37 protein-coding genes are annotated in these 25088 nt (G+C 67.1%); 16 read left to right on the top strand and 21 right to left on the bottom strand.

The features are described 5' to 3' along the window. Positions 1-195: 195 nt before the first annotated feature. Genes hisF through hisB form a run of 4 tightly spaced genes read right to left on the bottom strand, consistent with a single transcriptional unit; the run spans position 196 to position 2874 of the window. Positions 196-957, bottom strand: a complete 762-nt coding sequence (gene hisF, locus NZL82_RS07970) for an imidazole glycerol phosphate synthase subunit HisF (RefSeq protein WP_175313885.1) — start codon at positions 955-957, stop codon at positions 196-198. After that, positions 954-1688: a 1-(5-phosphoribosyl)-5-[(5-phosphoribosylamino)methylideneamino]imidazole-4-carboxamide isomerase gene (hisA, locus tag NZL82_RS07965; RefSeq protein ID WP_261269241.1), complete on the bottom strand. Its 735-nt coding sequence runs from the start codon at positions 1686-1688 to the stop codon at positions 954-956. The genes hisF and hisA overlap by 4 nt, the downstream gene beginning before the upstream one ends. Next, a complete protein-coding gene (hisH, locus tag NZL82_RS07960; protein WP_261269240.1) occupies positions 1685-2290 on the bottom strand; it encodes an imidazole glycerol phosphate synthase subunit HisH in 606 nt (201 codons plus the stop codon). Before hisH ends, hisA begins: the two co-directional genes overlap by 4 nt. After that, positions 2287-2874, bottom strand: coding sequence for an imidazoleglycerol-phosphate dehydratase HisB (hisB, locus tag NZL82_RS07955; RefSeq protein ID WP_261269239.1), 588 nt, complete (start codon positions 2872-2874; stop codon positions 2287-2289). Before hisB ends, hisH begins: the two co-directional genes overlap by 4 nt. A 71-nt stretch (positions 2875-2945) precedes the next feature. Here hisB and NZL82_RS07950 point away from each other — a divergent pair, with 71 nt between their 5' ends. Beyond that, positions 2946-3431 (top strand): SspB family protein, encoded by a 486-nt coding sequence (locus NZL82_RS07950; RefSeq protein WP_261269238.1) that lies wholly within the window; start codon positions 2946-2948, stop codon positions 3429-3431. Positions 3432-3621: 190 nt separating this feature from the next. Continuing rightward, positions 3622-5025: a class II fumarate hydratase gene (fumC, locus tag NZL82_RS07945; protein ID WP_261269237.1), complete on the top strand. Its 1404-nt coding sequence runs from the start codon at positions 3622-3624 to the stop codon at positions 5023-5025. Between the two features lie 16 nt (positions 5026-5041). Here fumC and NZL82_RS07940 read toward each other — a convergent pair whose 3' ends face one another. Continuing rightward, complete coding sequence (locus NZL82_RS07940) at positions 5042-5683, bottom strand: trimeric intracellular cation channel family protein (protein WP_261269360.1); 642 nt, start codon at positions 5681-5683, stop codon at positions 5042-5044. 136 nt (positions 5684-5819) lie between these two features. Here NZL82_RS07940 and NZL82_RS07935 point away from each other — a divergent pair, with 136 nt between their 5' ends. Together NZL82_RS07935 and NZL82_RS07930 are read left to right on the top strand one after the other, a co-directional pair. Continuing rightward, entirely contained in the window at positions 5820-6128 is a 309-nt protein-coding gene (locus tag NZL82_RS07935; RefSeq protein WP_261269236.1) for a glycine zipper 2TM domain-containing protein, read from the top strand. Between the two features lie 181 nt (positions 6129-6309). Beyond that, positions 6310-6873, top strand: a complete 564-nt coding sequence (locus NZL82_RS07930; protein WP_261269235.1) for a glycine zipper 2TM domain-containing protein — start codon at positions 6310-6312, stop codon at positions 6871-6873. 59 nt (positions 6874-6932) lie between these two features. Here NZL82_RS07930 and NZL82_RS07925 read toward each other — a convergent pair whose 3' ends face one another. Continuing rightward, positions 6933-7154 carry a hypothetical protein gene (locus NZL82_RS07925; RefSeq protein WP_261269234.1) on the bottom strand — a complete coding sequence of 74 codons (222 nt, stop codon included), beginning with the start codon at positions 7152-7154 and terminating at the stop codon, positions 6933-6935. 128 nt (positions 7155-7282) lie between these two features. On the opposite strand from NZL82_RS07925, the gene NZL82_RS07920 reads away from it, so the two are divergent. From NZL82_RS07920 to NZL82_RS07910, 3 genes are all read left to right on the top strand, one after another. Beyond that, positions 7283-8017 carry a hypothetical protein gene (locus NZL82_RS07920; protein ID WP_261269233.1) on the top strand — a complete coding sequence of 245 codons (735 nt, stop codon included), beginning with the start codon at positions 7283-7285 and terminating at the stop codon, positions 8015-8017. A gap of 64 nt (positions 8018-8081) precedes the next feature. Further along, positions 8082-8456, top strand: a complete 375-nt coding sequence (crcB, locus tag NZL82_RS07915) for a fluoride efflux transporter CrcB (RefSeq protein WP_261269232.1) — start codon at positions 8082-8084, stop codon at positions 8454-8456. Beyond that, positions 8453-9547: an RluA family pseudouridine synthase gene (locus NZL82_RS07910; RefSeq protein ID WP_261269231.1), complete on the top strand. Its 1095-nt coding sequence runs from the start codon at positions 8453-8455 to the stop codon at positions 9545-9547. The genes crcB and NZL82_RS07910 overlap by 4 nt, the downstream gene beginning before the upstream one ends. An 87-nt stretch (positions 9548-9634) precedes the next feature. Here NZL82_RS07910 and NZL82_RS07905 read toward each other — a convergent pair whose 3' ends face one another. From NZL82_RS07905 to NZL82_RS07895, 3 genes are all read right to left on the bottom strand, one after another. Beyond that, entirely contained in the window at positions 9635-10207 is a 573-nt protein-coding gene (locus NZL82_RS07905; protein WP_261269230.1) for an HAAS signaling domain-containing protein, read from the bottom strand. Next, positions 10204-10539 (bottom strand): PadR family transcriptional regulator, encoded by a 336-nt coding sequence (locus NZL82_RS07900; protein WP_261269229.1) that lies wholly within the window; start codon positions 10537-10539, stop codon positions 10204-10206. The genes NZL82_RS07905 and NZL82_RS07900 overlap by 4 nt, the downstream gene beginning before the upstream one ends. A 184-nt stretch (positions 10540-10723) precedes the next feature. After that, on the bottom strand, positions 10724-11113 hold the full coding sequence (locus NZL82_RS07895) for a glycine zipper 2TM domain-containing protein (protein WP_261269228.1): 390 nt from the start codon (positions 11111-11113) through the stop codon (positions 10724-10726). 166 nt (positions 11114-11279) lie between these two features. Here NZL82_RS07895 and NZL82_RS07890 point away from each other — a divergent pair, with 166 nt between their 5' ends. From NZL82_RS07890 to NZL82_RS07880, 3 genes are read left to right on the top strand one after another with little or no spacing between them, the layout of a single operon-like run. Further along, complete coding sequence (locus NZL82_RS07890; protein WP_261269227.1) at positions 11280-11945, top strand: HAD-IA family hydrolase; 666 nt, start codon at positions 11280-11282, stop codon at positions 11943-11945. Beyond that, a complete protein-coding gene (locus NZL82_RS07885; RefSeq protein WP_261269226.1) occupies positions 11942-12160 on the top strand; it encodes a hypothetical protein in 219 nt (72 codons plus the stop codon). Before NZL82_RS07890 ends, NZL82_RS07885 begins: the two co-directional genes overlap by 4 nt. Then, on the top strand, positions 12157-12840 hold the full coding sequence (locus tag NZL82_RS07880; protein WP_261269225.1) for an ATP12 family chaperone protein: 684 nt from the start codon (positions 12157-12159) through the stop codon (positions 12838-12840). The genes NZL82_RS07885 and NZL82_RS07880 overlap by 4 nt, the downstream gene beginning before the upstream one ends. 63 nt (positions 12841-12903) lie before the next feature. On the opposite strand, the gene gmk is transcribed toward NZL82_RS07880, so the two are convergent. The 7 genes from gmk to rsmI form a co-directional block, all read right to left on the bottom strand. Continuing rightward, a complete protein-coding gene (gmk, locus tag NZL82_RS07875; protein WP_261269224.1) occupies positions 12904-13563 on the bottom strand; it encodes a guanylate kinase in 660 nt (219 codons plus the stop codon). Positions 13564-13644: 81 nt separating this feature from the next. After that, a complete protein-coding gene (locus NZL82_RS07870; RefSeq protein WP_261269223.1) occupies positions 13645-13854 on the bottom strand; it encodes a hypothetical protein in 210 nt (69 codons plus the stop codon). Continuing rightward, positions 13851-14060, bottom strand: a complete 210-nt coding sequence (locus tag NZL82_RS07865) for a hypothetical protein (RefSeq protein WP_261269222.1) — start codon at positions 14058-14060, stop codon at positions 13851-13853. Before NZL82_RS07865 ends, NZL82_RS07870 begins: the two co-directional genes overlap by 4 nt. Before the next feature lie 94 nt (positions 14061-14154). Beyond that, a complete protein-coding gene (gshB, locus tag NZL82_RS07860; RefSeq protein ID WP_261269221.1) occupies positions 14155-15117 on the bottom strand; it encodes a glutathione synthase in 963 nt (320 codons plus the stop codon). A 60-nt stretch (positions 15118-15177) separates the two neighbouring features. Further along, the gene (locus NZL82_RS07855; RefSeq protein WP_261269220.1) at positions 15178-15555 is read right to left on the bottom strand and encodes a YraN family protein; all 378 of its coding nucleotides are present in this window, start codon (positions 15553-15555) and stop codon (positions 15178-15180) included. Between the two features lie 29 nt (positions 15556-15584). Continuing rightward, positions 15585-15953, bottom strand: a complete 369-nt coding sequence (locus NZL82_RS07850) for an STAS/SEC14 domain-containing protein (RefSeq protein WP_261269219.1) — start codon at positions 15951-15953, stop codon at positions 15585-15587. 61 nt (positions 15954-16014) lie between these two features. Beyond that, positions 16015-16884 carry a 16S rRNA (cytidine(1402)-2'-O)-methyltransferase gene (gene rsmI / locus NZL82_RS07845; RefSeq protein ID WP_261269218.1) on the bottom strand — a complete coding sequence of 290 codons (870 nt, stop codon included), beginning with the start codon at positions 16882-16884 and terminating at the stop codon, positions 16015-16017. A gap of 94 nt (positions 16885-16978) precedes the next feature. On the opposite strand from rsmI, the gene NZL82_RS07840 reads away from it, so the two are divergent. Continuing rightward, positions 16979-18115: a penicillin-binding protein activator gene (locus tag NZL82_RS07840; protein ID WP_261269359.1), complete on the top strand. Its 1137-nt coding sequence runs from the start codon at positions 16979-16981 to the stop codon at positions 18113-18115. Continuing rightward, a complete protein-coding gene (gene cutA / locus NZL82_RS07835) occupies positions 18112-18450 on the top strand; it encodes a divalent-cation tolerance protein CutA (protein ID WP_261269217.1) in 339 nt (112 codons plus the stop codon). Before NZL82_RS07840 ends, cutA begins: the two co-directional genes overlap by 4 nt. A gap of 7 nt (positions 18451-18457) precedes the next feature. Here cutA and hemW read toward each other — a convergent pair whose 3' ends face one another. Continuing rightward, a complete protein-coding gene (hemW, locus tag NZL82_RS07830; protein ID WP_261269216.1) occupies positions 18458-19642 on the bottom strand; it encodes a radical SAM family heme chaperone HemW in 1185 nt (394 codons plus the stop codon). Position 19643: 1 nt separating this feature from the next. Here hemW and NZL82_RS07825 point away from each other — a divergent pair, with 1 nt between their 5' ends. Both NZL82_RS07825 and NZL82_RS07820 read left to right on the top strand, forming a co-directional pair. Then, a complete protein-coding gene (locus tag NZL82_RS07825; RefSeq protein ID WP_314732877.1) occupies positions 19644-20261 on the top strand; it encodes a CAP domain-containing protein in 618 nt (205 codons plus the stop codon). Positions 20262-20317: 56 nt separating this feature from the next. After that, on the top strand, positions 20318-20683 hold the full coding sequence (locus NZL82_RS07820; RefSeq protein WP_261269215.1) for a hypothetical protein: 366 nt from the start codon (positions 20318-20320) through the stop codon (positions 20681-20683). A 134-nt stretch (positions 20684-20817) separates the two neighbouring features. Here the strand turns inward: NZL82_RS07820 and rdgB are convergent, their stop codons facing one another. Beyond that, positions 20818-21444, bottom strand: a complete 627-nt coding sequence (gene rdgB, locus NZL82_RS07815) for an RdgB/HAM1 family non-canonical purine NTP pyrophosphatase (protein WP_261269214.1) — start codon at positions 21442-21444, stop codon at positions 20818-20820. Beyond that, complete coding sequence (rph, locus tag NZL82_RS07810; protein ID WP_261269213.1) at positions 21441-22157, bottom strand: ribonuclease PH; 717 nt, start codon at positions 22155-22157, stop codon at positions 21441-21443. The genes rdgB and rph overlap by 4 nt, the downstream gene beginning before the upstream one ends. A gap of 302 nt (positions 22158-22459) precedes the next feature. Between rph and hrcA the strand changes: the two genes are divergently transcribed. Beyond that, a complete protein-coding gene (gene hrcA / locus NZL82_RS07805; RefSeq protein ID WP_261269212.1) occupies positions 22460-23500 on the top strand; it encodes a heat-inducible transcriptional repressor HrcA in 1041 nt (346 codons plus the stop codon). A 12-nt stretch (positions 23501-23512) separates the two neighbouring features. Beyond that, a complete protein-coding gene (gene grpE / locus NZL82_RS07800) occupies positions 23513-24058 on the top strand; it encodes a nucleotide exchange factor GrpE (RefSeq protein WP_261269211.1) in 546 nt (181 codons plus the stop codon). Positions 24059-24155: 97 nt separating this feature from the next. On the opposite strand, the gene NZL82_RS07795 is transcribed toward grpE, so the two are convergent. Both NZL82_RS07795 and NZL82_RS07790 read right to left on the bottom strand, forming a co-directional pair. Beyond that, positions 24156-24614, bottom strand: coding sequence for a vgr related protein (locus NZL82_RS07795; RefSeq protein ID WP_261269210.1), 459 nt, complete (start codon positions 24612-24614; stop codon positions 24156-24158). Continuing rightward, the gene (locus tag NZL82_RS07790) at positions 24611-25048 is read right to left on the bottom strand and encodes a copper chaperone PCu(A)C (protein ID WP_261269209.1); all 438 of its coding nucleotides are present in this window, start codon (positions 25046-25048) and stop codon (positions 24611-24613) included. Before NZL82_RS07790 ends, NZL82_RS07795 begins: the two co-directional genes overlap by 4 nt. Between the last annotated feature and the right edge of the window lie 40 nt (positions 25049-25088).

Below are 25088 nucleotides of genomic sequence, written 5' to 3'. Positions count from 1 at the left end.
TCCCGATCGAAAGCGATGGCGCCACAACCCCACCTCCGTTCAGCCTGAGCGAAGTCGAAGGCCACGGGAATCCTACGCGGTAAAGGGCAGGGCGTGCGCTTCGACTTCGCTCAGCACGAACGGGAGATGGGATCGGTCGAAGGGGCGCCAAGCCGACCGCCCGGAAACCAAACCCTCCGCGTCGTCGCGCGAACCTCAATGCGCCCGAACCGGCACCCCCGCCGCCGCCAGCGCCCGGTGGGCATCCGCGATCGAGGCATCGCCGAAGTGGAAGATCGACGCCGCCAGCACTGCCGAGGCATGGCCGTCGCGCACGCCCGCGACCAGATCGTCCAGCCCGCCGACGCCGCCCGACGCCACGACCGGCACGCTGGTCCGGTCGGCGATGGTGCGGATCAGGTCGAGGTCGTAGCCACCTCGCGTCCCGTCCCGGTCCATCGAGGTGACCAGCAACTCGCCTGCGCCCAGTTCCGCCAGCCGCAGCGCGTGCTCCACCGCATCGATGCCGGTCGCGCGCCGCCCGCCATGGGTGAACACCTCCCAGCCATCCGCCGTCCGCCGCGCATCGACGCTGGCGACGCAGCACTGGCTGCCGAATCGCTCGGCGATGTCGGAGACGACTTCCGGGCGGCTGACCGCGGCGGAATTGACGGCCACCTTGTCTGCGCCTGCCAGCAGCAGCGCGCGCGCATCCTCCGCCGTGCGCACCCCGCCGCCGACGGTCAACGGCATGAAGCACACCGCCGCCGTCCGCCGCACCACGTCCAGGATGGTCCCGCGCGCCTCATGGCTGGCGGTGATGTCGAGGAAGCACAGCTCGTCCGCGCCCGCCGCGTCATAGGCGCGTGCCTGCTCGACGGGATCGCCCGCATCGATCAGGTCGACGAAGTTGACGCCCTTGACCACGCGCCCATTGGCGACGTCGAGGCAGGGGATGACGCGCGCCCGGACGGTCATGCGGCCGCCGCCACGGACAACGCCGCCGCCAGGTCGAGCCGCCCGTCATAGAGCGCGCGGCCGGTGATGACGCCCTCGACCCCGTCCTGATGATGGAGCGCCAGCATATGGATGTCGCCTATCCCCGCCACGCCGCCGCTGGCGATCACCGGGATGCGCACCGCGCGGGCCAGGTCGACGGTCGCGGGCACGTTGCAGCCCTTGAGCAGCCCGTCGCGGCCCACATCGGTAAACAGCAGCGACGCGACGCCCGCATCCTCGAACCGCCGCGCCAGATCCTCGACCGACACGTCCGACACGTCCGCCCAGCCGCGCGTGGCGACCATGCCGTCCTTGGCATCGACCGCGACGACGATGCCGCCCGGGTAGGCCCTGGCCATGTCGCGCACGAAGTCGGGATTCTCCAGCGCTGCGGTGCCGATCACCACGCGCGAGACGCCCAGGTCGAACCAGCGCTCGACATTCTGAGGATTACGGATGCCGCCGCCCAGCTGGACATGACCGGGAAAGGCTTTGACGATGGCCTGCACCGCCTCGCCATTGACCGACTCGCCCGCAAAGGCGCCGTCGAGATCGACGACGTGCAGATGCTGCGCGCCCGCCTCGGCGAACAGCATCGCCTGATGGGTGGGATCGTCGCCATAGACGGTCGCGCGGTCCATATCGCCCTCGGCCAGACGCACCACTTGGCCGCCCTTCAGGTCGATGGCGGGGAAGACGATCAGGCTCACGGATGCCACTCCAGGAAACGGGTGAGGAAGGAGAGGCCATAACGCTGGCTCTTCTCGGGGTGGAATTGCGCGCCGACCACCGTGTCGCGACCGATCGCGGCGGTGACGGGACCTGCGTGGTCGGTGGTCGCCAGCACATGCTCGCCGGTAAAGGCAAAACTGTGGAGGAAATAGGCCTCGCCCGGCACGATCAGCGGGTGGTCGCGCAATGGGCGGACATCGTTCCAGCCCATATGCGGAACCTTCGCCGCCGGGTCGGAGGGGGTGAGTCGCGCGACCCGGCCGGGAATCCAGCCCAGGCCGCGATGCTCACCCATCTCCTCGCCCGTGTCGGCGAGCAGCTGCATGCCCACGCAAATGCCCAGGAACGGGCGGGCACGGTTGAGGGCGGCCTCGCGCAGCGCCTCTTCCAGCCCGTCGACGGCGCGCAGATTCGCCGCGCACGCCCCGAACGCGCCGACGCCCGGCAACACGATCCGGTCAGCCTTGGCGATCACATCCGGGTCGGCGGTGATGACGACATCGCTCGCCCCCGCCGCGCGCAGGGCATTGTCGACCGAGTGGAGATTGCCCGACTCGATGTCGATCAGCGCCAGCGTCACAACATGCCCTTGGTCGAGGGGATGGCGTCGGCCTTGCGCGGGTCGATCTCGACCGCCATCCGCAGCGCACGGGCCAGGCCCTTGAAGACACTCTCGGCGATATGGTGGTTGTTGTGGCCGTGCAGCAGCTCGACGTGGAGCGTGATGCCCGCCTCCTGTGCGAAGCTGTGGAACCAGTGCTCGATCATCTCGGTCTGGAGCGTGCCCAGCATCGGGTTGGTGAACGGCACCTTCCACACCAGCCAGGGGCGGCCCGAAATGTCGAGCGCGGTGCGGGTCAGCACCTCGTCCATCGGCGACAGCGCCTCGCCGTACCGATAGATGCCGCGCTTGTCGCCCAGCGCCTTGGCAAGGGCCTGGCCGATCGCCAGCGCGCTATCCTCGGTCGTGTGATGCCCGTCGATATGCAGGTCGCCCTCGACCTTGACCGACAGGTCGATCAGCGAGTGCCGCGACAGCTGGTCGAGCATATGGTCGAGAAACCCGATGCCGGTGGCGTTCTGATAGACGCCGGTGCCGTCGAGATTGACGGTGACGTCGATGACGGTTTCCGCGGTGGCGCGGTGGACGGTGGCGGTGCGCATGGCCTTCCCATAAACACCTATCCGTCCCATGCAATCTTGACCCGCGATCAAAGGCCGCTAGTCCAAGGGATATGACCGAAGGATTGCCCGACAGCCTCATCCCCTATGACGACATCGTGCAGGAGGCCCTGCGCGCCGTGGTGGGGCGTGTACTCGGCCCGGTGGCGGAGACGGGGCATCTGCCCGGCACCCACCATTTCTACATCACTTTCAAGACCCAGGCGCCGGGCGTCGACATCCCGCAGCGGCTGGTCGAGCGATTCCCGGACGAAATGACCATCGTCCTGCAGAATCGCTTCTGGGACCTGACGGTAGACGAGAATCGCTTCTCGGTCGGCCTCAGCTTCAACCAGGTGCCGTCGAAGCTGGTGATTCCCTATTCGGCGATCACCCGCTTCCATGACCCGGAAGTGCAGTTCGAGCTGGGCTTCCATGTCGCCGACGACCCCCAGGGCGATCCCGATCCGCATGATTCGGCCGAGAATGACGAGCCGGTCGCCAAGCCGGTCGAGGACGGCAGCAACGTCGTTGCGGTGGACTTCAAGCGGAAGAAGTAAAACGGAAGCGGAGGAGGGCAAGACCCTTCTCCCTCTCCCCCTCGGGGAGAGGGCCGGGGGTGAGGGGCTGGAGCCGGGCCTGCACTCCGCCGTCTCGCCAGCCCCAACCCCTCACCCAACCCTCTCCCCGGAGGGGAGAGGGCTTGATATTCACCGGGAACCCATTCCCTATCCGGTGAGTCCCTAGTCCATGACCCAGACCCCCACCGCTACCCGCACCGAAACCGATTCGATCGGCCCGATCGAAGTTCCCGCCCACGCCTATTGGGGCGCGCAGACCGAGCGGAGCCTCGAGAACTTCCCCTTTGGCGTGCGCGAGCAGATGCCGATCGGCATCGTCCATGCGCTCGCCATCGTCAAAAAGGCCGCCGCGCGAATCAATCGCGGGCACGGGCTGACGGCGGAAAAGGCCGATGCCATCGAATCGGCGGCGCAGGAGGTCATCGACGGACGGCATGACGACCAGTTCCCTTTGGTCATCTGGCAGACCGGCTCGGGCACGCAGTCCAACATGAACGCCAATGAGGTGATTGCGGGCCGCGCCAATGAAATCCTGACCGGCACGCGCGGCGGCAAATCACCCGTGCATCCCAATGACGATGTGAATCGCGGCCAGTCGTCCAACGACACCTTCCCGACCGCGCTTCATGTGGCGGCGGCGCTGGCGGTGACGCGGCAGCTTTATCCCGCGCTCGACCGGCTGCACGCTGCGCTGGATGCCAAGGCGAAGGAATGGGACTCGATCGTCAAGATTGGCCGCACCCATTTGCAGGACGCGACCCCGCTGACGCTGGGCCAGGAATTCTCCGGCTATGTGCAGCAACTCGCCAATGCCCGCGATCGGATCGAGGGGACGCTCCACCGCAATATCCTGCCGCTGGCGCAGGGCGGTACGGCGGTCGGCACGGGGCTGAACGCCCCCCATGGCTTTGCCGAGGCGATCGCCGCCGAGATCGCCGAGGCGACCGGGCTCGACTTCGTCACCGCGCCCAACAAGTTCGAAGCGCTGGCGAGCAATGACGGGCTGGTCGACCTGCACGGCACCTTGAATGTCCTCGCCGTGGCGCTGACCAAGATTGCCAATGACATCCGCCTGCTGGGTTCGGGCCCGCGCTCGGGGCTGGGCGAGCTTGAGCTTCCGGCCAACGAACCGGGCAGCTCGATCATGCCGGGCAAGGTCAACCCGACCCAGAACGAGATGCTAACCATGGTCGCGGCGCAGGTGATCGGCAACAATGCCGCCGTCACGGTCGGCGGGCTACAGGGTCATCTCGAACTCAATGTGTTCAAGCCGCTGATCGGTGCGAATGTGCTGCGTTCGATCCATTTGCTGTCGGTCGGCATGGAAAGTTTTGCCGAGCGCACCGTTGAGGGCATGACCGTCAATCGCGACCGGATCACCGAACTGCTCGACCGTTCGCTGATGCTGGTGACCGCGCTGGCCCCGGAGATCGGCTATGACAATGCCGCCAAGATCGCCAAGCACGCGCATCACAGGGGACAGACGCTGAAGGAAGCCGGGCTGGAACTGGGACTGGTCGATGAAGCGACTTTCGACCGGGTGGTGCGGCCGGAGTTGATGCTGGGTCGGTGAGTCGAAGCCCAAGGGATCATCCCCGATCCGTCGACTCCTCAGCCGGATAGGCGGGCAGAGCGAGCCTGTAGCGAATCGCCGCCCCGCGCAGCACGAACCCCGCCAACGCGGCGATCGGTCCCGCCATGGGTACGCCCAGTTGCGTCAGGATGACATAGCTGGTCGAGGCGAGGGCGGCGGCGGTGACGTAGAGTTCGGGCCGCATCAGGATCGACGGCTCGCCCGCGATCACGTCGCGGATGATGCCGCCGACACAGGCCGACACAACGCCGAGCATCGCGGCGGCGATAGGCGGGATGCCATAGCCGCTGGCCTTGGCTGCGCCATACACGGCATAGGCGGCCAGCCCCACCGCGTCGAACCAGTCGAGCGCACTGCCGCGCCACCAGCGCTCGGGCGTCGCCCAGACCGCGACGGCGGCGGCCAGGCAAACCGCCGGCACGCGCGCATCATGCACCCAGAACACCGGCGCATCGATCAGCAAGTCGCGCACCGTCCCGCCGCCGACCCCGGTGATGAGCGCGAAGAACACGAGCGTCACCATCGTCTGGCGATGCTTGGCCGCGACCAACGCGCCCGAGACGGCGAACACCGCCAGCCCGGCAAGGTCGAGCCACGGCATCGCGGCGGGCAGCATGGCGGTCGGTTCGGGCAACATCACCATCGACCCTAGAGCGCCGGGCCCGCGCCGGAAAGGCCGTCCCGCAGATGAACGTGGCGTTATCTCGCGTTCATGCAACGGACAGTAGAATATGGACGTTACGGCATCAGATCATTTCGAAAGGAACAATGTCATGCGGAAATTAATGCTCGCTTTGGGATGCACCGCGATGGTCGTCCCCTCGCTGCTGGTTCCCGTCACCGCCGCCGATGCGCAGCGCCGCTACAAGTATCGCGAATGGCGCGACGATCGCGGCCGTGTCCGTTGCCGCAAGCCCGACGGCACGACCGGTCTGGTGGTCGGCGGTGTCGCGGGTGCGCTGCTGGGCCGCACGATCGATACGCGCGGCGACCGTACGCTGGGCACGCTGGGCGGTGCTGCCGTCGGTGCGCTGGCGGGCCGCGAGGTGGAGCGCAGCACGAGCAACCGTCGCTGCCGCTAAGGCACGGGCGGCCCGGTCCGCCGGGGCTATACCCAATAGGCGTCACCTTCGGGTGGCGCCTTTTTCGTTTGAATGGCAATGACTTATTCTGTCCCGTCGGTGAACGGGAAGTAGTTTTCGGTTCACGCAACAGCGCGGCCAAGACGATCGTTCAGCCATCATCACAATCGGGAGTAGAGTAATGCGTATCGCTCTGTTGTCGGCCACGATCGCCGCCACCGCCTTTGCCGCCATGCCCGCCGCGGCGCAGCGCAATGGTTGGGAGGCGCGTCAGGAATATCGCGAGGATATCCGCGATGCCCGTCGCGACTATCGCCGTGACGTTCGCGATGCCGATTCGCGCCGTGATGTTCGCGAGGCGCGCCGGGAATATCGCGAAGACGTTCGCGACGCCCGCAAGGACTATCGCCGGGACATGCGAAACGTCCGCTGGCGCAATTACGACTATAACCGGTTCGAGCCGGGTCAGCGCGGTTATTATCCCGAGCGCTATTATCGCGATGGCCGCTATTACCAGACCCGCTCGCTGGGGCGGAACGACCGCATCTATCGCGGCATGAACGGGCGTTATTATTGCCGCCGCAACGACGGCACCACCGGTCTGGTGATCGGTGGCCTGGCCGGCGGCACGCTGGGCAACATCATCGCGGGCGGCGGTTCGCGCCTGCTGGGCACGGTGATCGGCGCGGGCGGCGGTGCGCTGCTGGGGCAGCAGATCGACCGCGGTCAGGTCCGCTGCCGCTGATCCGGTAGGCCGGAGGATTGGGACGGCCCGGCTGGGAGACTCGCCGGGCCGTTCGTCGTTCAGATCAGGCCGCCGCCCAGCATCAGGCGCAAGCCGAAGATCAGAATGAGGATCAGGTTGAGATTCCGCCCGCTGTTGCGCGACGACAGCGCACCTACCGCCGCGCCGACGATCGCGATCGGGATGACGAACCAATAGCCCCAGGCGAAGAAGGGCAGGAACGGCACGATGCCGAGCAGAAGCGCGACAAAGCCGATGAGGATCGAGAACAGGTTCAGCATAGGCGGAACATGGCCCTGCCCCTGCCGATGCACAAGCGGCCTGCCGACGATCCCGCACCGGGACGATCGCCGAGGGGGAGGAGCATGTCGTTAAGGATCATGAGGCTTCCTCATGCTAGGAATGCCGCATGATGTTCATGTCGCGACGAAATCTCCTTCCCCTGGCGTGCCTCATGCTGGCCGCCTGCGCGGGCGGACAGGACGATGATGCGCAACTCAATGCGCTCGACAAGGAACTGACCGCAATGAACGACGGCAGTCCGACGCGCGATCCGCAGCTGCGCGAGGCCTTGGCCGGACAGATCATGGTCGATCCCGGCTTGACCCAAAGCTCCAACGCCAATGCGGTGCGTCCCCCCAACCAGGCCGCCAGCGACATGGTGCCGTCCCTGCCGTTGCCGGCCGATCCGGTCGATCCGAAGACGCTGAAATCCGCGCCGCTTGCCGCGCGGGATTGCCCTGAATGCCGGGCCTCCGCCGGGGCATTCACGCTGGCGGCGAAGGCCGGACAGCAGCCGGGCAACGCGGCCTGCCTGTCGGGTCTGCGCTATTCGGCGGCCTGGGCGGGGCGGTTGCCCGCCGCACTGGCCGTCTATCCGGCGAGCCAGGTGGCGGAGGCGGCCGGCAATGACGCAGGCGGTTGCGCGCTGCGCATCGTCAGCATCCGGACATCGGCACCCGCCGCCAAGGTCATCGATTATTACTACACCCGCGCCGCCGCGGCGGGCTATTCCGCCGAGCACAAGATGGACGGCGCGCAGCATGTATTGGGCGGGACGCGGGGGGGCGCAGCCTATATGATCTATGCCACCGCGCGCGCCGGAGGCGGGAGCGATGTCGATCTGGTGGTCAAGGCCGGATAGGCCAAGCCGCCGCCATGCTTGTTCCTTTGCGCGGAACGCCGGGTTGCGCTAGGGGGACAGGATTATGTCACCGCTTCTACTCGTGATGCTGGGCGGCGCGCTGGGCTCGGGGGGACGGTATCTGACGGGGCGTGTGCTGACCGAGGCACTCGACTCCGGCTTTCCGTTCGGCACGCTGGCGGTCAACTGGCTCGGCTGTCTCGCCATGGGCGTGCTTGCCGGCACGCTGGCGCGGATCGGTGGGCATGAGGGGTGGCGGCTGTTCATCGGTGTCGGATTGCTGGGGGGCTATACGACCTTCTCCGCCTTCTCGCTGGACACCATCACGCTGATCGAGCGGGGGCAGGGGGCGGTGGCGCTCGCTTACGTCGCGCTGTCTGTATTGGGTTCGCTGGCCGCTTTGTGGGCCGGACTTTCGTTGACGAGGATTTTCGCATGACGGACTCTGTCCGCCAATTCACGGTCGGCTATGACGATGACGGCATCCGGCTGGATCGCTGGTTCAAGCGGCACCTGCCCGAAACCAGCTTTACGACCGTCGCCAAATGGGCCCGCACCGGGCAGTTGCGCGTCGACGGCGCGCGCGCGACTCCGGGCGACCGCATCATAGCGGGCCAGGTGCTGCGCGTGCCCCCGGCCGAGCCCGCCCTAGTCGAGAACAGCAAGCCGACGATGCGGCCGCGCAACATCCTGTCCGAAGATGAAGAGGCGTTTGCGCGCGAGATGGTGATCCACAAGGATCGTGACGCGCTGGTCCTCAACAAGCCGCCTGGTCTGGCGACTCAGGGGGGGACCAAGACGACCACCCATGTCGACGGTCTGCTCGACGCGCTGCAGTTCGAGGCGGAGGGGCGGCCCAAGCTCGTCCACCGGCTCGACAAGGATACGTCCGGCGCGCTGCTGGTTGCGCGCAATGCGCGTGCGGCGGCGTTCTTTGCCAAGGCTTTTTCGGGGCGCACCGCCAAGAAGATTTATTGGGCGCTGGTCGTCGGCGTGCCCTCGATCGAGGACGGCACGATCGAACTGCCCATCGCCAAGCAGCCGGGCACCGGCGGTGAGAAGATGCATGTCGATGAGGAAAACGGCCAGGCCGCGCGCTCGCGTTACCGGGTGATCGAGCGGGCGGGCAATCGCTGCTGCTGGGTCGAGTTGCAGCCTTTCACCGGCCGCACCCATCAGCTTCGCGTGCACATGGCGGCGATCGGTCATCCCATCGTCGGCGACGGCAAATATGGCGGCGCGGCGGCGTTCCTGACCGGCGGGATCAGCCGTAAGATGCACCTCCATGCGCGTCGGATCCGTGTCGATCATCCCGATGGCGGCCGCATCGACCAGACCGCCGAGCTGCCCAGCCACTTCGCCGAGAGCATGAACCAGCTCGGCTTCGACGAGATTCGTGGCGATGTCCTGCCCCAGGACGAGGATCGCGGTCCGCCGCCCAAGGACGTGCTCAAGCAGCGGGCCAAGGCGCACGCCAAGCAGTATCGCAAGGAACGGCGCGGCGAGCGGCGCGGCCGGGGCGCTCGTTGATATCGGGTTCCCCTCCCCAATGCGGGGAGGGGGCACCGCGAGCTAGACCTCACGCGGCGGACCCGCTTCGTCAGCGGCCTGGTACCGTCACATCACCGAACCATGGCGCAGCAGATGCCGCCCCGTGCTGCGCAACACCAGCGTCGCCAGCACATAGCAGGCCAGCGCCCCGGCGATCGCGATCGGCAGGATCCACAGCCCCATCTGCTCCGGCGCGGCGGGTGGATCGGCAAGAATGCCGAATGCCGGCCCCTGGGGCAGCGACCATAGACCGACATGGCCCGGAAAGAGCGGCTTGAGCGCGGCCATGCCGACGAGGCTCAGGGCGATCAGATAAAACAGCATCGCGATCAGGACCGATCCGAAAGCCGCCGCGCTCCGCCCCGAGCGGATCATCATCGCACGCAGCAAGGGGGCTGACCGATCCTCGCCCAATGCGCCCGCCAGCCGATATTCCTGAACGAACCGCGCCGCCAGCGCATGCGGCGATCCGAGCGCGGACAGGCTGGTGTCGAGCCGGTCGGATCCCGCGGCGAGGCTGTCGGTCAGGTGGCTTTCTATCTCTCGCACGATACCGGCCCGATCCTCGGTGGGGATCGCCTGCAACGACCAGCGGAGACGGCGTACATAATCGGCGATGATGCGGGCAGAGTCGGTCATGGCTGATCCTCCACTAGGGTTGTGATGGTGGTGCGAAACTCGATCCAGGCGGCGCGCATCGCGGTGGCCAGAGCGGCGCCCTCTTTGGTCAGGCGATAATATTTCCGCGGATTGCCGCCCTCGACCGGCAATTCCCAGCGAGAGGCGATGCGGCCCGATTTCTCCAGCCGGCTGAGCAACGGGTATAGCGTCCCCTCGCTGACCAGATCGCCGCCCTCGCGGATGCGGGCCAGGATTTCCACCCCGTAAGCCTCACCCCGCGCGAGCACGGATAGCAGCACGAGTTCGGCCGCTCCCTTGCGTAACTGCGATTGCCATCCTGCAATATCCATGGGGAAATTCTATAATGCAGTATACCTTGCTATACAAGGATAATGGTTATGACGAACTCGGTTGAAAGCCAAGTCGTGCATTGGTGAAGGATGCATCACCCGCAACATGACGAACCCCGCCGGCCGCAGGGCCGACGGGGTTTCGTTTCGATCGGGGGAGGGGAGGTCCCCTCTCGCCCGAAGCTTAGCGGCAATAGCCGGGGTTATTCGACTTTTCGATCGCATGACCGGCCAGCGCACCGGCGCCGCCGCCCAGGATCGTGCCGAGGGTACGATCACCCCGCGTGTCGATCGTGCGGCCCAGCAGGCCACCTGCGATCGCACCGACGATGGTGCCCGTGGTGCCGTTATTGCACCGCTGCGGACCACGATTGTAATAGCCGCGATCATAGCCGCGACGGTCATAATAGCCACGGTCGTAGCGGGGCCCGCGATTGTAACCATCGGCATAGGCGTCGCCATAGGCACCGCGATCATAGCGGTCATAATAGCGCTGCGCCGAAGCGGCGGTGGGAACCATGGCCGTCGCGCCGACAGCAAGGGCGGCGGCAGCGAGCGAGAGCTTCTTGAACATCTTCATCTCCCTTGATCTTCAAACCGGCGGCGGCGGGACGGTCCCGTCGTCGTTGATCCTCTTCTGCCCGATTCGCGATGTTCCGATGCTGAATGCGCTTGTTAGCTGTCGTTCATGAGAAACGTCATGCTTCCCCCGCGCGGCCTGTGCGGATAGGAGAGCGGGGATGACGCCACCGCGCCTTGCCCTGTTCGATTGCGACGGCACCCTTGTCGATAGCCAAGCCAATATCTGCCTCGCGGCGGTCGAGGCCTTTGCCCTGTCCGGCCTGACCCCACCCCCGGCGCCCGCGATCCGCCGGATCGTCGGCCTGAGCCTGGTCGAGGCGATGCGCGTGTTGGCGCCCGACCAGTCGGAGGAGGCGCATCACCGGCTTGCCGCCGACTATAAGGCCGCGTTCTTCCGGCTGCGCACCGCAGGCGCGATGCAGCCCGAACCCCTGTTCGAGGGGATTCCCGCCTTGCTCGATCATCTCGCCGAACAGGGTTGGTTGATGGGCGTGGCGACGGGCAAGTCCGATCGCGGGCTGGCGCGGGTGCTGGCCGAACATGGGCTGACCGATCATTTCGTCACGCTCCAGACCGCCGACCGCCACCCATCCAAGCCGGACCCTTCGATGGTGCTGGCCGCGATGGCGGAGACGGGCGTCGCGGCGCAGGACGTGGCGATGATCGGCGATACGAGCTTCGACATGGCGATGGGCAAGGCGGCGGGCGCCTATGCGGTCGGTGTCGCCTGGGGGTATCATGACGTGCACGAACTGGTGAAAGCGGGCGCGCAGGTCGTCGCCGAGCAGGTCGCGGATCTGCCAGCCCTGCTGGCGCGGCCATGACTGAGGATGTCGCACGCGCGCGGCGGCGCTGGTTCGTTATCGTGCTGGTCCGGCTGATCGGCGTGGCGGGGGCCGTGTTCGGCGTGGTGCTGGCTTCGCGCGGGGTGGCCTGGCCGCACAAGGCGCTGGGGGCGGCGATCGTCGTGGCGGCGCTGGCGATGATCGCGATCGTGCCCGCCGGGCTGGCGCATCGCTGGCGGAGTGGCGGGGAATGAAGCGCTTCTGGCACGTTGTCGCCGTCGATTCCGACCGTGTCGTGCGGCTGGACGATCGCCCGGTGCGAACGCCGGGGCGCACCCCGCTGGCGCTGCCGACGCCCGCCTTGGCCGAGGCGGTGGCCGAGGAATGGCGCTCGGTCGGGGAGGCCGTCGATCCGCGCGCCATGCCGCTGACCGGGCTGGCCAATGCCGCGATCGACCGGATCGCCGCCGACCCGGAGCCCTTCGCCATGGGGTTGGCGCGCTATGCCGAAAGCGATCTGCTCTATTACCGCGCCGATTCGCCGCCCGATCTGGTGGCGCGGCAGGACGCGGTGTGGAACCCGCTGCTCGATTGGGCGCGTGATCGTTACGACGTGCACTTCACGCTGGTGACGGGGATCATGCACCAGCCCCAGCCCGACGCGACGGTGGCGCGGCTGGGGCAGGCGGTGGCGGCGTTGGAGCCGTTTCGTCTGGCGGCCCTGTCACCGGTGGTGACGATCACCGGCTCGCTGATCCTGGCGCTCGCGCTGCTGGAAGGGGCGGCGGATGCCGACGCTATTTGGATCGCGGCGCATGTCGACGAGGATTTTCAGGCCGAACAATGGGGCGAGGACTATCTCGCCCTCGAAGCGCGTGAGGCGAAGCGGCGGGAATATGATGCGGTGGTGCGGTTCCTGACGGCGCTGGGGTGATTTGCGGCGCGCGATCCAAGCGCACGCGACCCGTCGGCGTTCAGCCCGAACGCCTTGCCGCCGTTACCTCGTCGTAAGTTTCCGGATGAACCCGATCAGCCCGGTCTGGCGCGAGCGCTTCAGGCGTTCGGCCTGCAGGATGGTCTTCACCCCCTGGAAGCACTGCTCCACATCGTCGTTCACCAGGACATAGTCGTAACCGTCCCAGTGGCTGACCTCGTTCGCGGCGCGGGCCATGCGGGCGTCGATCACCTCGACCGAATCGGTCGCGCGGCGCTCCAGCCGCTGGCGCAGTTCCTCCATCGACGGGGGGAAGATGAACACCCGAACCACATCGCCGCCCGCGATCTGGAACAGCTGCTGTGCGCCCTGCCAGTCGATATCGAACAGCACATCCTTGCCCGCCGCCAGCATCGCCTCGACCTGCGCGCGCGGCGTGCCGTAGCGATTGTTGAAGACATGCGCCCATTCCAGGAATTCGTCGTTCGCCACCATGCGGCGAAATTCCTCGAGATCGACGAAGTGATAGTCCTTGCCATCGACCTCGCCCGGCCGCGCGCCGCGCGTCGTCGCGGAAACCGACATCTGGAGACCGTCATCATCCGCCAGCAGCTTGCGCGCGATCGTCGATTTGCCCGCACCCGAAGGCGAGGACAGAACGAACAACATGCCGCGGCGCTTCAGCTTGTGGGGATCGTCGGGGTTGGCGGGGGAGTTGGGCATGTCCGCCTTTGACGCACGCAATCGCAGCGCGTCAAGACATGCTTGCCGCGCTGCGGTATGCGATGCCGTCCAAAGGTGCGATCAGTAACGGTTGCCCGTCACCTTGCTTGCCTTGTGACGGTCATAAGCCTTCTTGGCCGCATAGCCGCCGCCAAGGACCAGGCCCAGCGGGCCCAGACGCCGCATGCCGCCCACCGCCAGCGCGCCCAGCGCCGCGCCCTTCAGGCCGCTATTGCCGTCACGACGGCTGACTTCGCGCCCAACCAGCGCGCCGATGATACGTCCGATCATTGCACTTCTCCGAAAACCCGATCCTTGAGCTCGCCCGCGCCGCGAAGCACGGCCCAGCCCACCGCATAGGTGATGGCGATCGGCAGCACGACCTTCAGGACATTGGCGGTGACCGCTCCGATGATCGCGCCATCGGCGACGCCATCGTCGCCGGACATTCCATCAATCGCGGAGCCGACCAGCGCTCCCAACGTCGTTGCACCCATGCTCATCCCCTGTGTTGCTCGGAGCAGGAAAGCATGGGGAGGGGCAAGGGTTCCGTGTGTCGGTTCTTCCTCTTCCTGGCGGAGAGGAATGGCGTCACCCCTTGGCGGCGACCCTGGCCTCAATCGCGTTCCAGATCATCGCGGCGACATCGGTGCCGTCGAATTTCTCGATCGCGACGATGCCGGTGGGTGAGGTGACGTTGATCTCGGTCAGCCACTCGCCGCCGATCACGTCGATCCCGACGAACAGCAGCCCGCGCCGCTTGAGTTCGGGCCCCAGCACGTCGCAGATCTCGCGTTCGCGGGCCGTCAGTTCGGTCTTCTCCGCCGATCCGCCGACCGCCAGGTTGGAGCGGATCTCGCCCTCGCCCGGCAGGCGGTTGATCGCACCCGCGACCTCGCCGTCGATCAGGACGATCCGCTTGTCGCCCTTGGCCACGGCCGGAAGGAAGGCCTGCACCATATGCGGCTCGCGATAGGCGGTGTTGAACACCTCGATCAGCGCCGACAGGTTCGCGCCATCGCGCCCGACCTTGAAGATCGCCTTGCCGCCATTGCCGTGCAGCGGCTTGACGACGATCTCGCCATGCTGTGCCAGGAATGCGCGTGCTTCGTCGAGCGAACGGGTGACCAGCGTCGGCGGCATGAATTGCGGATAATCGAGGACGAAGACCTTTTCCGGCGCGTTGCGCACGCTGCGCGGATTGTTGACGACCAGCGTCTTCTCGCCGATCCGCTCCAGAAGATGGGTGGCGGTGATATAGCCCAGATCGAAGGGCGGGTCCTGGCGCATCAGTACGACATCGGCCTCTTCGCCCAGGTCCAGCTTCACCGGCTCGCCGAAGCGGTAATGGTCGCCCGCGACCCGCTGCACCGTGACGGGGTGCGCCCTGGTCCAGAGCCGCCCATCGGACCAGTTGAGGTCGCCTGCGTCATAATGGAAGAGCCGGTGGCCGCGGGCCTGGGCCGACAGCATCAGCGCGAAGCTGGAATCGCCCGCGATGTTGATCTGGTCCATCGGGTCCATCTGGACGGCGACGGTCAGCGACTGGGACATGGGGCTTTCCTTCCTTGGGCGGCTATTGCGACCGGGACGTAATCGCTGACCGCCCGCCTGTCACCCACACCAGGCATTTTCGATGTGACGCGGCCGGGTGCCGGGGGCGAGCAGGATCACGTCGACTCGGATATCGTCGCCCGGCCCGGCATAGCTCGGCATCAGGATTTCCGCCGCCGCCGCCACCCGCGCCAGCCGCCGCGCGTCGATCGCGAAGTCGAGTTCGGCGGCGGTCTTGCGCGTCTTCACCTCGACGAAGGCGACCAGCGACCCGCGTCGCGCGATCAGGTCGACCTCGCCCGCGGGCGTGCGGACGCGGCGGTCGAGGATGCTCCACCCTTTCAGACGGAGCCACCATGCGGCAAGGCGCTCGCCACGGCGGCCCGCTTCTTCGGCGGCGCGACGGTCGCGACGGGGGCGGGAGGGGACCAGCGACATGGGGCCGGGGGATAGCCCATCGCGACAGGTCAGGCGAGCACATCCTCCGGTGCGGTCAGCCAGGCCAGGCTCTCCTCCGAATCGGCGAAGACCCGCATATAAGGCTGGCTCATCAATCGGCGGATCTGCTGCCGCCCGATCGCGCTGCCCGTGACCATCGCGATGCGGCTGGCACGGGGGAAGTCGCGCAGTTCCTCATGCACCGTCATCACCGCCTCGCGCGGCTGGACGGTGATCGCGCTCATGTCGATCCGCAGGCGATAGCCGGGGCGGAAACCGCTCCGTAGAAAGGCATCCACCAGTTCGCGGGCATAGCGGCGCGCGATGTCGGGCGTGAACAGGCCCGTCCAGCGAATGTCCAGCAGGTTCAGTTCGTGACGGAAATCGATAGTGTACATGGTCCAGGCCCCCCGACCGTCCTTGCGCTCCCGACCCTTGCCGAATTGCTAACGCGACCTGCTAATCCCCTGAAACCATTCCCTTCATCGCCAGCGCGCGAGTGTAGAGCGCCTTGCGATCCAGCCCCAGCGCCTTGGCCACCTCGCTGGCGGCGCGTCCCACCGGCAGGCGGGTCAGCGCCTCGGCCAGTGCGGTATCGGCATCCTGTTCGGTGGCGGGCGGCGCTTCGCCGGGCGGGGCCACGACGATCGCGATCTCACCCTTAGGGCCCCCCTCGGCATAACGGGCGGCGAGGGTGGAGAGGGTGCCGGTCACCGCTTCCTCGAACTTCTTGGTGATCTCGCGCGTCACCGCCGCCTCCCGGTCGCCCAAGCCTTGTGCCAGCGCGCTCAGCGTCGCGGCGAGGCGCGGACCCGATTCGTAGAGGACGAGCGTGGCGCGGATCGCCGCGATTTCGGCAATGGCATCGGCGCGCGCCTTTTCCTTCGGCGGCAGGAAGCCCAGGAACAGGAAGCGGTCGGTCGGCAACCCCGCCAGCGTCAGCGCGGCGATCGCGGCGCACGGGCCGGGGATCGTCACCACCGCATGGCCCGCCGCCCGCGCATCGCGGACCAGCTTATAGCCCGGATCGGAAATCAGCGGCGTCCCGGCATCGGACACCAGCGCCACCGCCTGCGTCGCCATTTTCGCGATCAGGCCGGGGCGGACATGTTCGGCATTATGGTCGTGATAGGGCTGCATGGGCCGTTTCACGCCGATATGCCGGAGCAGTCCGGCGGTCACGCGGCTGTCCTCCACGGCGATGACATCGGCCAATGCCAATATGTTGGCGGCACGCGGAGACAGATCGCCGAGATTGCCGATCGGGGTCGCGACGATGTACAGCCCGGGTTCGAGAGTATGTTCGGATTGGGTCACGGGGATTGTCATGACAGAGGCAGGGCTGTTCGCACAACCGGGGGCCGTCATTCGGAAAGCCCCCAATATCGGGGTAGGGCGGCTGGGCCGGGCGGTGGCGCTGGCCATGACGCTGGTCCTGGCGGCGTGTCAGACGATCGTGCCGCGCGGGCCGGTTGAACAGGTACCGGCGCGGCCCGCGCCCACCAGCCCGCGCCCCTCGACCGAGGTCGAGCCGGGCCTGCCCCACGACGCCGCGCGCCATCGCATCGCGTTGCTGGTGCCGCTGTCGGGCAGCAACGCCGGCGTGGGGCAGTCGATCGCCAATGCGACGATGATGGCGCTGCTCGATGCGCAGGCGGACACGATCCGAATCACCAATTACGACACTACGCCGGGCGCGGCGGCGGCGGCGCAAAAGGCGATCGCCGAAGGCGCTCAGCTGATCCTGGGGCCGTTATTGTCGGAGGATGTTCGCGCCGTCGCACCGATCGCCCGCGCGGCGAAGGTGCCGGTGATCAGCTTTTCCAACGACACGGGCGTGGCGGGGAACGGCACCTATCTGATGGGCTATACCCCGGCCCAGTCGATCGAACGCGTCGTCGGCTATGCGCGCGGGCGCGGGGTGACGACCTTTGCCGGTCTGGTCCCCAACGGTCTCTATGGCGAGCGTGCGTCCACCGCTTTCCTTCGCGCGGTCGAAGGGGCGGGGGGGCAGGTCGTCTCGCTCCAGCCTTATGGCCGGGTCGCGGGCGGCATCGCCGGAGCGGCGCAGCGGCTGAGCGCCAAGGCCCCCTATGACGCGGTGCTGATCGCCGATGGCGGCGCGGCTGCGGCTGCGGCGGCACCGGTCCTGAAGCGCGGATCGGGCGCGACGACGCGGCTGCTGGGCACCGAATTGTGGAATTCCGAATCGGGCATCGCCACGCGCACCTCGCTCAACGGGGCCTGGTTCGCCAGCGTGTCGAACGCTCTCTACCGCCAATATGCGACCAAATACCGTGCGCGCTTCCGCGCGGCGCCCTATCGCCTGTCCAGCCTGGGTTATGACGCGGTGTTGCTGACCGTCCGCATCGCGCGCGACTGGAAGATGAACGCGGCCTTCCCCGAGGCGCGGCTGCGCGCGGACGATGGTTTCGCGGGGATCGACGGGGCCTTCCGCTTCGGCCGTGACGGCGTGGCGGAGCGCGCGCTGGAAGTGCAGGAGATTCGCGACGGTGCCGCCGTCACCGTATCCCCCGCGCCGACCGGTTTCTCGGATTGAGCGACGAGGCGATCGTCGTCATGTGCGCGGCGGCCTCTCGCGACGAGGCTGTCGCCATAGCGAAGGCACTAGTCGAACGGCGGCTGGCGGCCTGTGTCCAGACGATGCCGATCGAAAGCTGGTACCGCTGGAACGGCGCGGTGCAGCATGATCCCGAGGTCATGCTGCACATCAAGACGATGCGGACATGCTTTCCCGCGCTGTGCGAGGCGATCGCAGCGCTGCACAGCTATGACGTGCCCGAGATCGTCGCCGTGCCGATCGTCGAGGCATCGCCCCCTTATCTGGAATGGCTGCGCGAGGCGGTGCGCCAGACCGCTCCCGGTAGCGAATAGCGACGGCCTATGCGGGGATCTGGTCCTCGGTCATCACCACTTCGCGCAGGATCGCATCCAGCAGCAATGCACCTTCCTCGGTGACGATCAATCGATCGCCCTCGACGCGGGTCAGGCCCTGTCTCGAAAGTGTGGCAAGGGCGGCCTGGTTCACCATATCGCGTCCCCCGGCCAGCGCGGTCACGCGGGACAGGTCCACCCCCTCGGTCAGGCGCAGGCCCATGACCAAAGCCTCGGTCGCGCGGGTGACGGAGGGGAGGGTTTCCTCGGCCTCGATGCCGTGGCCGTTGCGCTCCACCGCCGCCATCCAGTTTTCGGGCTTCTTGCGGCGGACCGTGGCCGCCCCCTGACGGCGGCCATGCGCGCCGGGGCCGATCCCGGCATAATCGCCATAGCGCCAATAGGTGAGGTTATGGCGGCTCTCCGCGCCGATCCGGGCGTGGTTGGAGGTCTCATAGGCCGGAAGCCCGGCTGAGGCGGTGATCGCACGGGTCGTCTCGAACAGGTCGGCGGCCGCGTCGCCGTCCGGAATGACCAGCCGTCCGGCCGCCGCCTCGGTATGGAAGCGCGTGCCGGGCTCGATCGTCAGTTGATAGAGCGACAGATGCTCGGTGCCGTAACCGATCGCGCGGTTCAGTTCCGCTTCCCAATCGGGAAGCGGCTGTCCGGGGCGGGCATAGATCAGGTCGAAGCTGACCCGGCCGAACAGGCCCTGTGCGGTCTGTAGGGCGCGCAGCGCCTCGTCCACCCCATGCGCGCGGCCGAGAAAGCGCAGCGCCTCATCGTCCAGCGCCTGCACGCCCAGCGAGGCGCGATTGACCCCGGCGGCGGCAAGGTCGGCAAAGCGCGCCGCCTCGACCGAGGAGGGATTGGCCTCGAGCGTGATCTCGATCCCGTCGGCAAAGCCCCAATGCCGCTCGGCCGCGTCGAGGATCGCGGCGACCGTCGCGGGCGGCATCAGCGAAGGCGTGCCGCCACCGAAGAAGATCGAGGTCAGCCGCCGCCCCGGCAACGCCGCCGCCTCATACGCCAGATCGGCGAGCAGCGCCTTTTGCCAGGCCGCCTGGTCGACCGATTCGCGCACATGGCTGTTGAAGTCGCAATAGGGGCATTTGGAGACGCAGAAGGGCCAGTGGACATAGAGCGCGAGCGGGGCGGGCGTCGGCGATGGCGGCGATATTGCGGAGGACATGATGCGTGCCGATATGGCGGCGATGGTCGCACTTCGCCATCTCTTATCGCTGCCCGTCCTTGCCGCACTGCTGGCGGGATGCGGTCCCATGGTCTCGGCACAGGGCGGCTCCAGCGAACGGCCGCCCGCACGGGTGGTCGAGGAGCGCGCATCTGACACGCCCGCCGCGCGTGGCGCCGGATTGTTGCGTCAAGCCATGGTGCAAGGGCATCGCGCGGCACGGGCCGAGATCGGCTTGCCGCCGTTGACCTGGGACGACGGTCTGGCGGCGAGCGCGCTGTCCTATGCGCAGGAGATGGCGCGGACGGGGCGCTTCCAGCATGCCGAACAACCGCAGGGGCCGACCCGGCAAGGGGAAAATCTGTGGACCGGCACGCGCGGCGCGTACAGCTATGACGAGATGATGGGGCATTGGGTCGCCGAGAAGCGCGACTTCGTGAACCTGCCCATTCCGCAAGCCAGCCGCACCGGCCGATTTGGCGATGTTGCGCATTATACTCAGATCGTCTGGGCACGATCCACGGCAGTCGGATGCGCGATGGCCAGCAACACACGCGACGACTTCCTCGTTTGCCGCTATAGCCCGACGGGCAACGTCGTCGGCGAGCGGGCATTCTGACCCGGTCGGACAGAGTGACGGGAAGGTAAGACGCGATGGCGAATCCCTATGATCCTATGGCGTGGATGGCCTTCTGGACCGCGCCCGCACGGTTCGCCGTGATGGCGGGCGAGGCGATGGTAAGCGCGCAGAGCGTGATCGCCACCCGCATGGGCGCGATGGCGACCGGTACGTCCTCGGTGACCGAGATGACGTTGATGGTCAGCGAGAAGGTGAAGGCCTTCGATCAGTCGGCAAAGTCCTGGAACCGTGATCAGGCGGCCCTGTCCCGGCTGTCGCGGCACGATCCGCGCGGCGGGATGCTCGACGCGTGGGAATCGATGGCCCGCGCGATGCTGATCGGCGCGTCGATGCCGCTGCAGGCGATGACGCCGGTTCACAAGGCGGTGACGGCGAACCAGAAGCGGCTAGCCAAGGGGTAACAAATTTCCGCCCCTGCAAGGGGAGTGGGACCATGCGCAGCATGGTGGAGGGGTGTCACTCTCTCGATAGCGCGACACCCCTCCGTCAGGCCTGCGGCCTGCCACCTCCCCTTTTCAGGGGAGGGTTAGAAGGGTCAGAACACCGCCTTCACCAACTGGCCGAACGCGTCGGCGCGGTGGCTGATGCGGTTCTTTTCGTTCTGGTCCATCTCGGCGAACGTCTCGGTATAGCCGATCGGCTGGAAGATCGGGTCATAGCCATGGCCCTGGTCCCCACGGGGTGGCCAGACGATCGTGCCGTCGACGCGGCCCTCGAACCACTCGACATGCCCGTCGGGCCAGCCGACCGCCAGCGCGCAGACGAAATGCGCGGTCCGGCTCATGTCCGGCTCTTCGTTCAGCCGATCCTCGACCGCGCGCATCGCCATGGCGAAGTCCTTGTCCGGCCCCGCCCAGCGTGCCGAGAACAGCCCCGGATCGCCGCCGAGAGCCTCGACGCACAGGCCGCTATCATCGGACAGGGCGGGAAGCCCCGACAGGTCCGCCGCCGCCAGCGCCTTCAGCTCGGCATTGGCGACGAAGGTGGTGCCGGTTTCCTCGGGCTCGGGCAGGTCCAGGTCGGCGGCCGCAATCACCTCGACGCCGTAAGGCGCGAGCAGTTCGCGGAATTCGACGATCTTGCCCTTGTTGTGGCTGGCGAGGACCAGCTTGCCGGGTTCGAGCTTGCGGATCGCCTGGCGGCCGTTTCCTTCGCCGCTCATGCGCGGATCGCCCGGTCCTGCGCGGCGAAGATCTCGGTGCAGCCCATGCGCGCCAGACGCAGCAGGCGCAGCAGCGCCTCCTCGTCATAGGTGGCGTGCTCGGCGGTCGCCTGGACCTCGGCGATATGGCCGTTTTCGATCAGCACGAAATTCGCATCGGCATCGGCATTCGAATCCTCGATATAGTCGAGGTCCAGGACCGGCGTCCCCTTGTGGATGCCGCACGACACGGCGGCGACCTTGTTGCGGATCGGATCGCTGGTCAGCTTGCCCTCGGCCATCAGCTTGTTGACCGCCATGCGCAGCGCGACCCATGCGCCCGAGATGGCGGCGGTGCGGGTGCCGCCATCGGCCTGGATCACGTCGCAGTCGATGGTGATCTGCCGCTCGCCCAGCGCCTTCAGGTCGCAGACGGCGCGCAGGGAGCGGCCGATCAGCCGCTGGATCTCCTGGGTGCGGCCCGACTGCTTGCCCTTGGCCGCCTCGCGGCTGCCGCGCGTATGGGTGGCACGGGGGAGCATGCCATATTCGGCCGTGACCCAGCCTTCGCCCTTGCCGCGCAGGAAGGGGGGCACGCGCTCCTCGACGCTGGCGGTGACGAGTACCTTGGTATCGCCGAACCCGATCAGCACCGAACCTTCGGCGTGGCGGGTGAAATTCGGCTCGATCGTGATGGGACGCATCTGGTCGGGCATCCGGCCGGACGGGCGCATAGTCTTCTCCTTGTTCCTTGACCCCAGCCCTAACCGGCCCCCGCCGGTAGCGCCAGAGCGGACGGTGGCGATCGGAAGACACTCCTCTTCTCTCTGCGTCCTCTGCGCCTCTGCGCGACAAAATGGTTCACGCGAAGGCGCGAAGGCGCGAAGCCGCGAAGAGGGGGCTGGCAATCTTCGCGCCTTCGCGGCTTCGCGTGAACAATCTCTTTTTTGCGCGCAGAGGCGCAGAGAGCGCGGAGAAGAAGGAAGGTCTCCCGATCGCGGTTGAGCGGCGTGCGGGGAATGCCTACATTTCCGGCATGGTCACCCCACCGATCACCGAGCTGACCGACCGGGCGCGCGATATCTTTCGCGTGGTGGTCGACAGCTATCTCACCAGCGGCCAGCCGGTGGGGTCGAAGACCATCGCGCTGTCGGGGATCAACCTGTCGCCCGCCTCGATCCGCAACGTGCTCCAGGAACTGGAGGAGCGCGGGCTGCTGGCCGCGCCGCATACCAGCGCGGGGCGGATGCCGACCGATATCGGGCTGCGGCTGTTCGTCGACGGCATGATGCACGCGATGGAGCCGAGTATCGAGGAGCGCGCCGCGATCGAGGCGCGCGCCGCGCGCTCCGGTCCCGTCGAGGAGGCGCTGGCGGCGACGACGGCGGTGCTGTCGGGCCTGTCGGCCTGTGCGGGGCTGGTGATGGTGCCAAAGCGCGAGATGAAGCTGCGCTCGATCGGCTTCGTGCCGTTGTCGCCGACCCAGGCGCTGGCGGTGCTGGTCGCCGAGGACGGCGCGGTCGAGAATCGGGTGCTGGAGCTACCGCCGGGCATGACGCCCTCGGCGTTGATCGAGGCGGGCAATTACCTGTCCGCCACGCTGGCCGGGCTGACGCTGGGCCAGGCGCGCGAGCGGCTGGAGCGCGAACTGGCGGCGGGACGCGCGGCGCTGGACGGTGCGGCGCGCGCGCTGGTCGAGCAGGGGCTGGCGGTGTGGAGCGAGGACGGCGATCGCCGCCCGATCCTGATCGTGCGGGGGCAGGGACGGCTGATAGATGCCGCCGCTGCCGCCGATCTGGAGCGGGTCCGCGACCTGCTCGACGATCTGGAGGGCAAGCAGGAGATTGCCAGCCTGCTCGATTCGGCGCGGGCGGGGGATTCGACCCGGATCTTCATCGGCGCGGAGAACAAGTTGTTCGCATTGTCCGGATCGTCGGTGATCGCCCGGCCGTTTCGTGGACTGGACGGCCAAGTGGTTGGTGTGGTCGGCGTAATCGGCCCCACCCGGTTGAACTATGCCCGCGTCGTGCCCATGGTGGATTTCACGGCGGCAACGCTTGCCCGGATGATGGGCTGAACAGGGATTATGATGAGCGACAATACGACGAACGAACCCCAGACCGATCTTCGCGAGGAAACGGCCGAGGCCGCGCCCGAAGTGGCGGGGCAGGACCGTCTGGCCGAGCTGGAAAACCAGCTTGCCGATGCCAAGCAGCAATATCTTTATGCCCAGGCGGAGATTCAGAATGTCCGCCGTCGCGCCGAAAAGGAATCGGCCGACGCGCGGAATTATGCCGCGACTTCCTTCGCGCGCGATATTCTGTCGGTGGCCGACAATCTTCAGCGGGCACTGGCGACCATCCCTGCCGAACTGCGCCAGGACGACAAGTGGAAGGGGCTGGTGACCGGCCTCGACGCCACCGGCCGCGAGATGGAAAGCGTGCTGGGCCGTCACGGCATCACCAAGATCGAGGCGATGGGCCAGGCGCTGGACCCCAACAAGCATCAGGCGATGCTCGAACTCCCCTCCGATCAGGAGCCGGGGACGATCGTGCAGGAAATGCAGGCGGGCTATATGATCAAGGACCGTCTGCTGCGCCCGGCTCTGGTCGGCGTGGCCAAAAAGCCCGACTAAGCCTTTAACGATGGAATGACGAAGGGGGCGGGCCGATTGGTCCGCCCTTTTCCGTTGGGGGGGGAGCGCATCTGCCGCCCCCGCCGACCAATGCGCGCTACTGACCCCGAAACGGGACCAGCGTGGCATATTGCGCCAGTGGCGGAGCGCCGGCCACCACGGCCCCGCGTTTCAGCAAAAAGGCATGGCGCACGATCTCCGCCTGCTGCTCGATCCCATAGCGGGCAAAGGCCTGTCCCGGCTTCAGCGCATAGTCGTAGCGGCAGAAGGGGTGGCGCTTGAGCGGCAGGAAGATGCCGCGCTGATGCTGCCAGATATGCACCATCTCATGCACGAACAGCCCCTGCTCATGGAGCGGGCAGGTGCCGAAATCCTCGCGCCACAGCCCGCCCTTCGGATGGAAATGAATGCAGCCGGTCGGAGCCATCACCGTATTGCGCGGCTGGAAGAACGCCCATTTGGTCGGCGACAGCCGCACCCGCGCATAATCGATCGCATCGCCGAAGACGTTGCGGGCCAGGGCTTCCTCGGCGGGGGTGAGGGGGCGTTTCGTCACGACCCTTGCGGAGCCGGATCGGCCGCGCCGATCACCCGCGCGCCCTGGCGCAGCCGGGTCCCGTCCGAGAAGGTGAGGAGCAACGACAGAATGCGTCCCGGTTTCACGCCAGGATTCATGTCGTACAGCATCACATGCCGCCCGCCGGGCTGAAAGGCGATGGTGCTGCCCGCCGGGATCGGCACCGTGTCGACCTTCTTCATCGCCATTCCGCCTTCGTGCATCTCGGACGTGATGGCGACATCGCTGCTGACCGAGATGAGGTCGACGGGTTTGGGCCCGCCATGAACGATGAAATAGGCCGCCGCCGGGCGTCCGGGCACGGCGGCAAGGCGGACCCAGCCCTCCTCGGCATAAAGCTCCGGCTTCTGGCTGCAACCCGGCAGCGCCGTCGCCGCAACGGCGAAAAGGCCCAGAAAAATGGCGCGACGCATGGCAAACCCTCCCGTTTCGGCAAATCCTGACACGACCCTA

Origin of the sequence: Sphingomonas sp. LC-1, assembly GCF_025371035.1 — a bacterium.
Classification (GTDB): Bacteria; Pseudomonadota; Alphaproteobacteria; order Sphingomonadales; family Sphingomonadaceae; genus Sphingomonas; species Sphingomonas sanguinis_E.
This window is presented reverse-complemented; position numbering and strand designations above follow the sequence as displayed.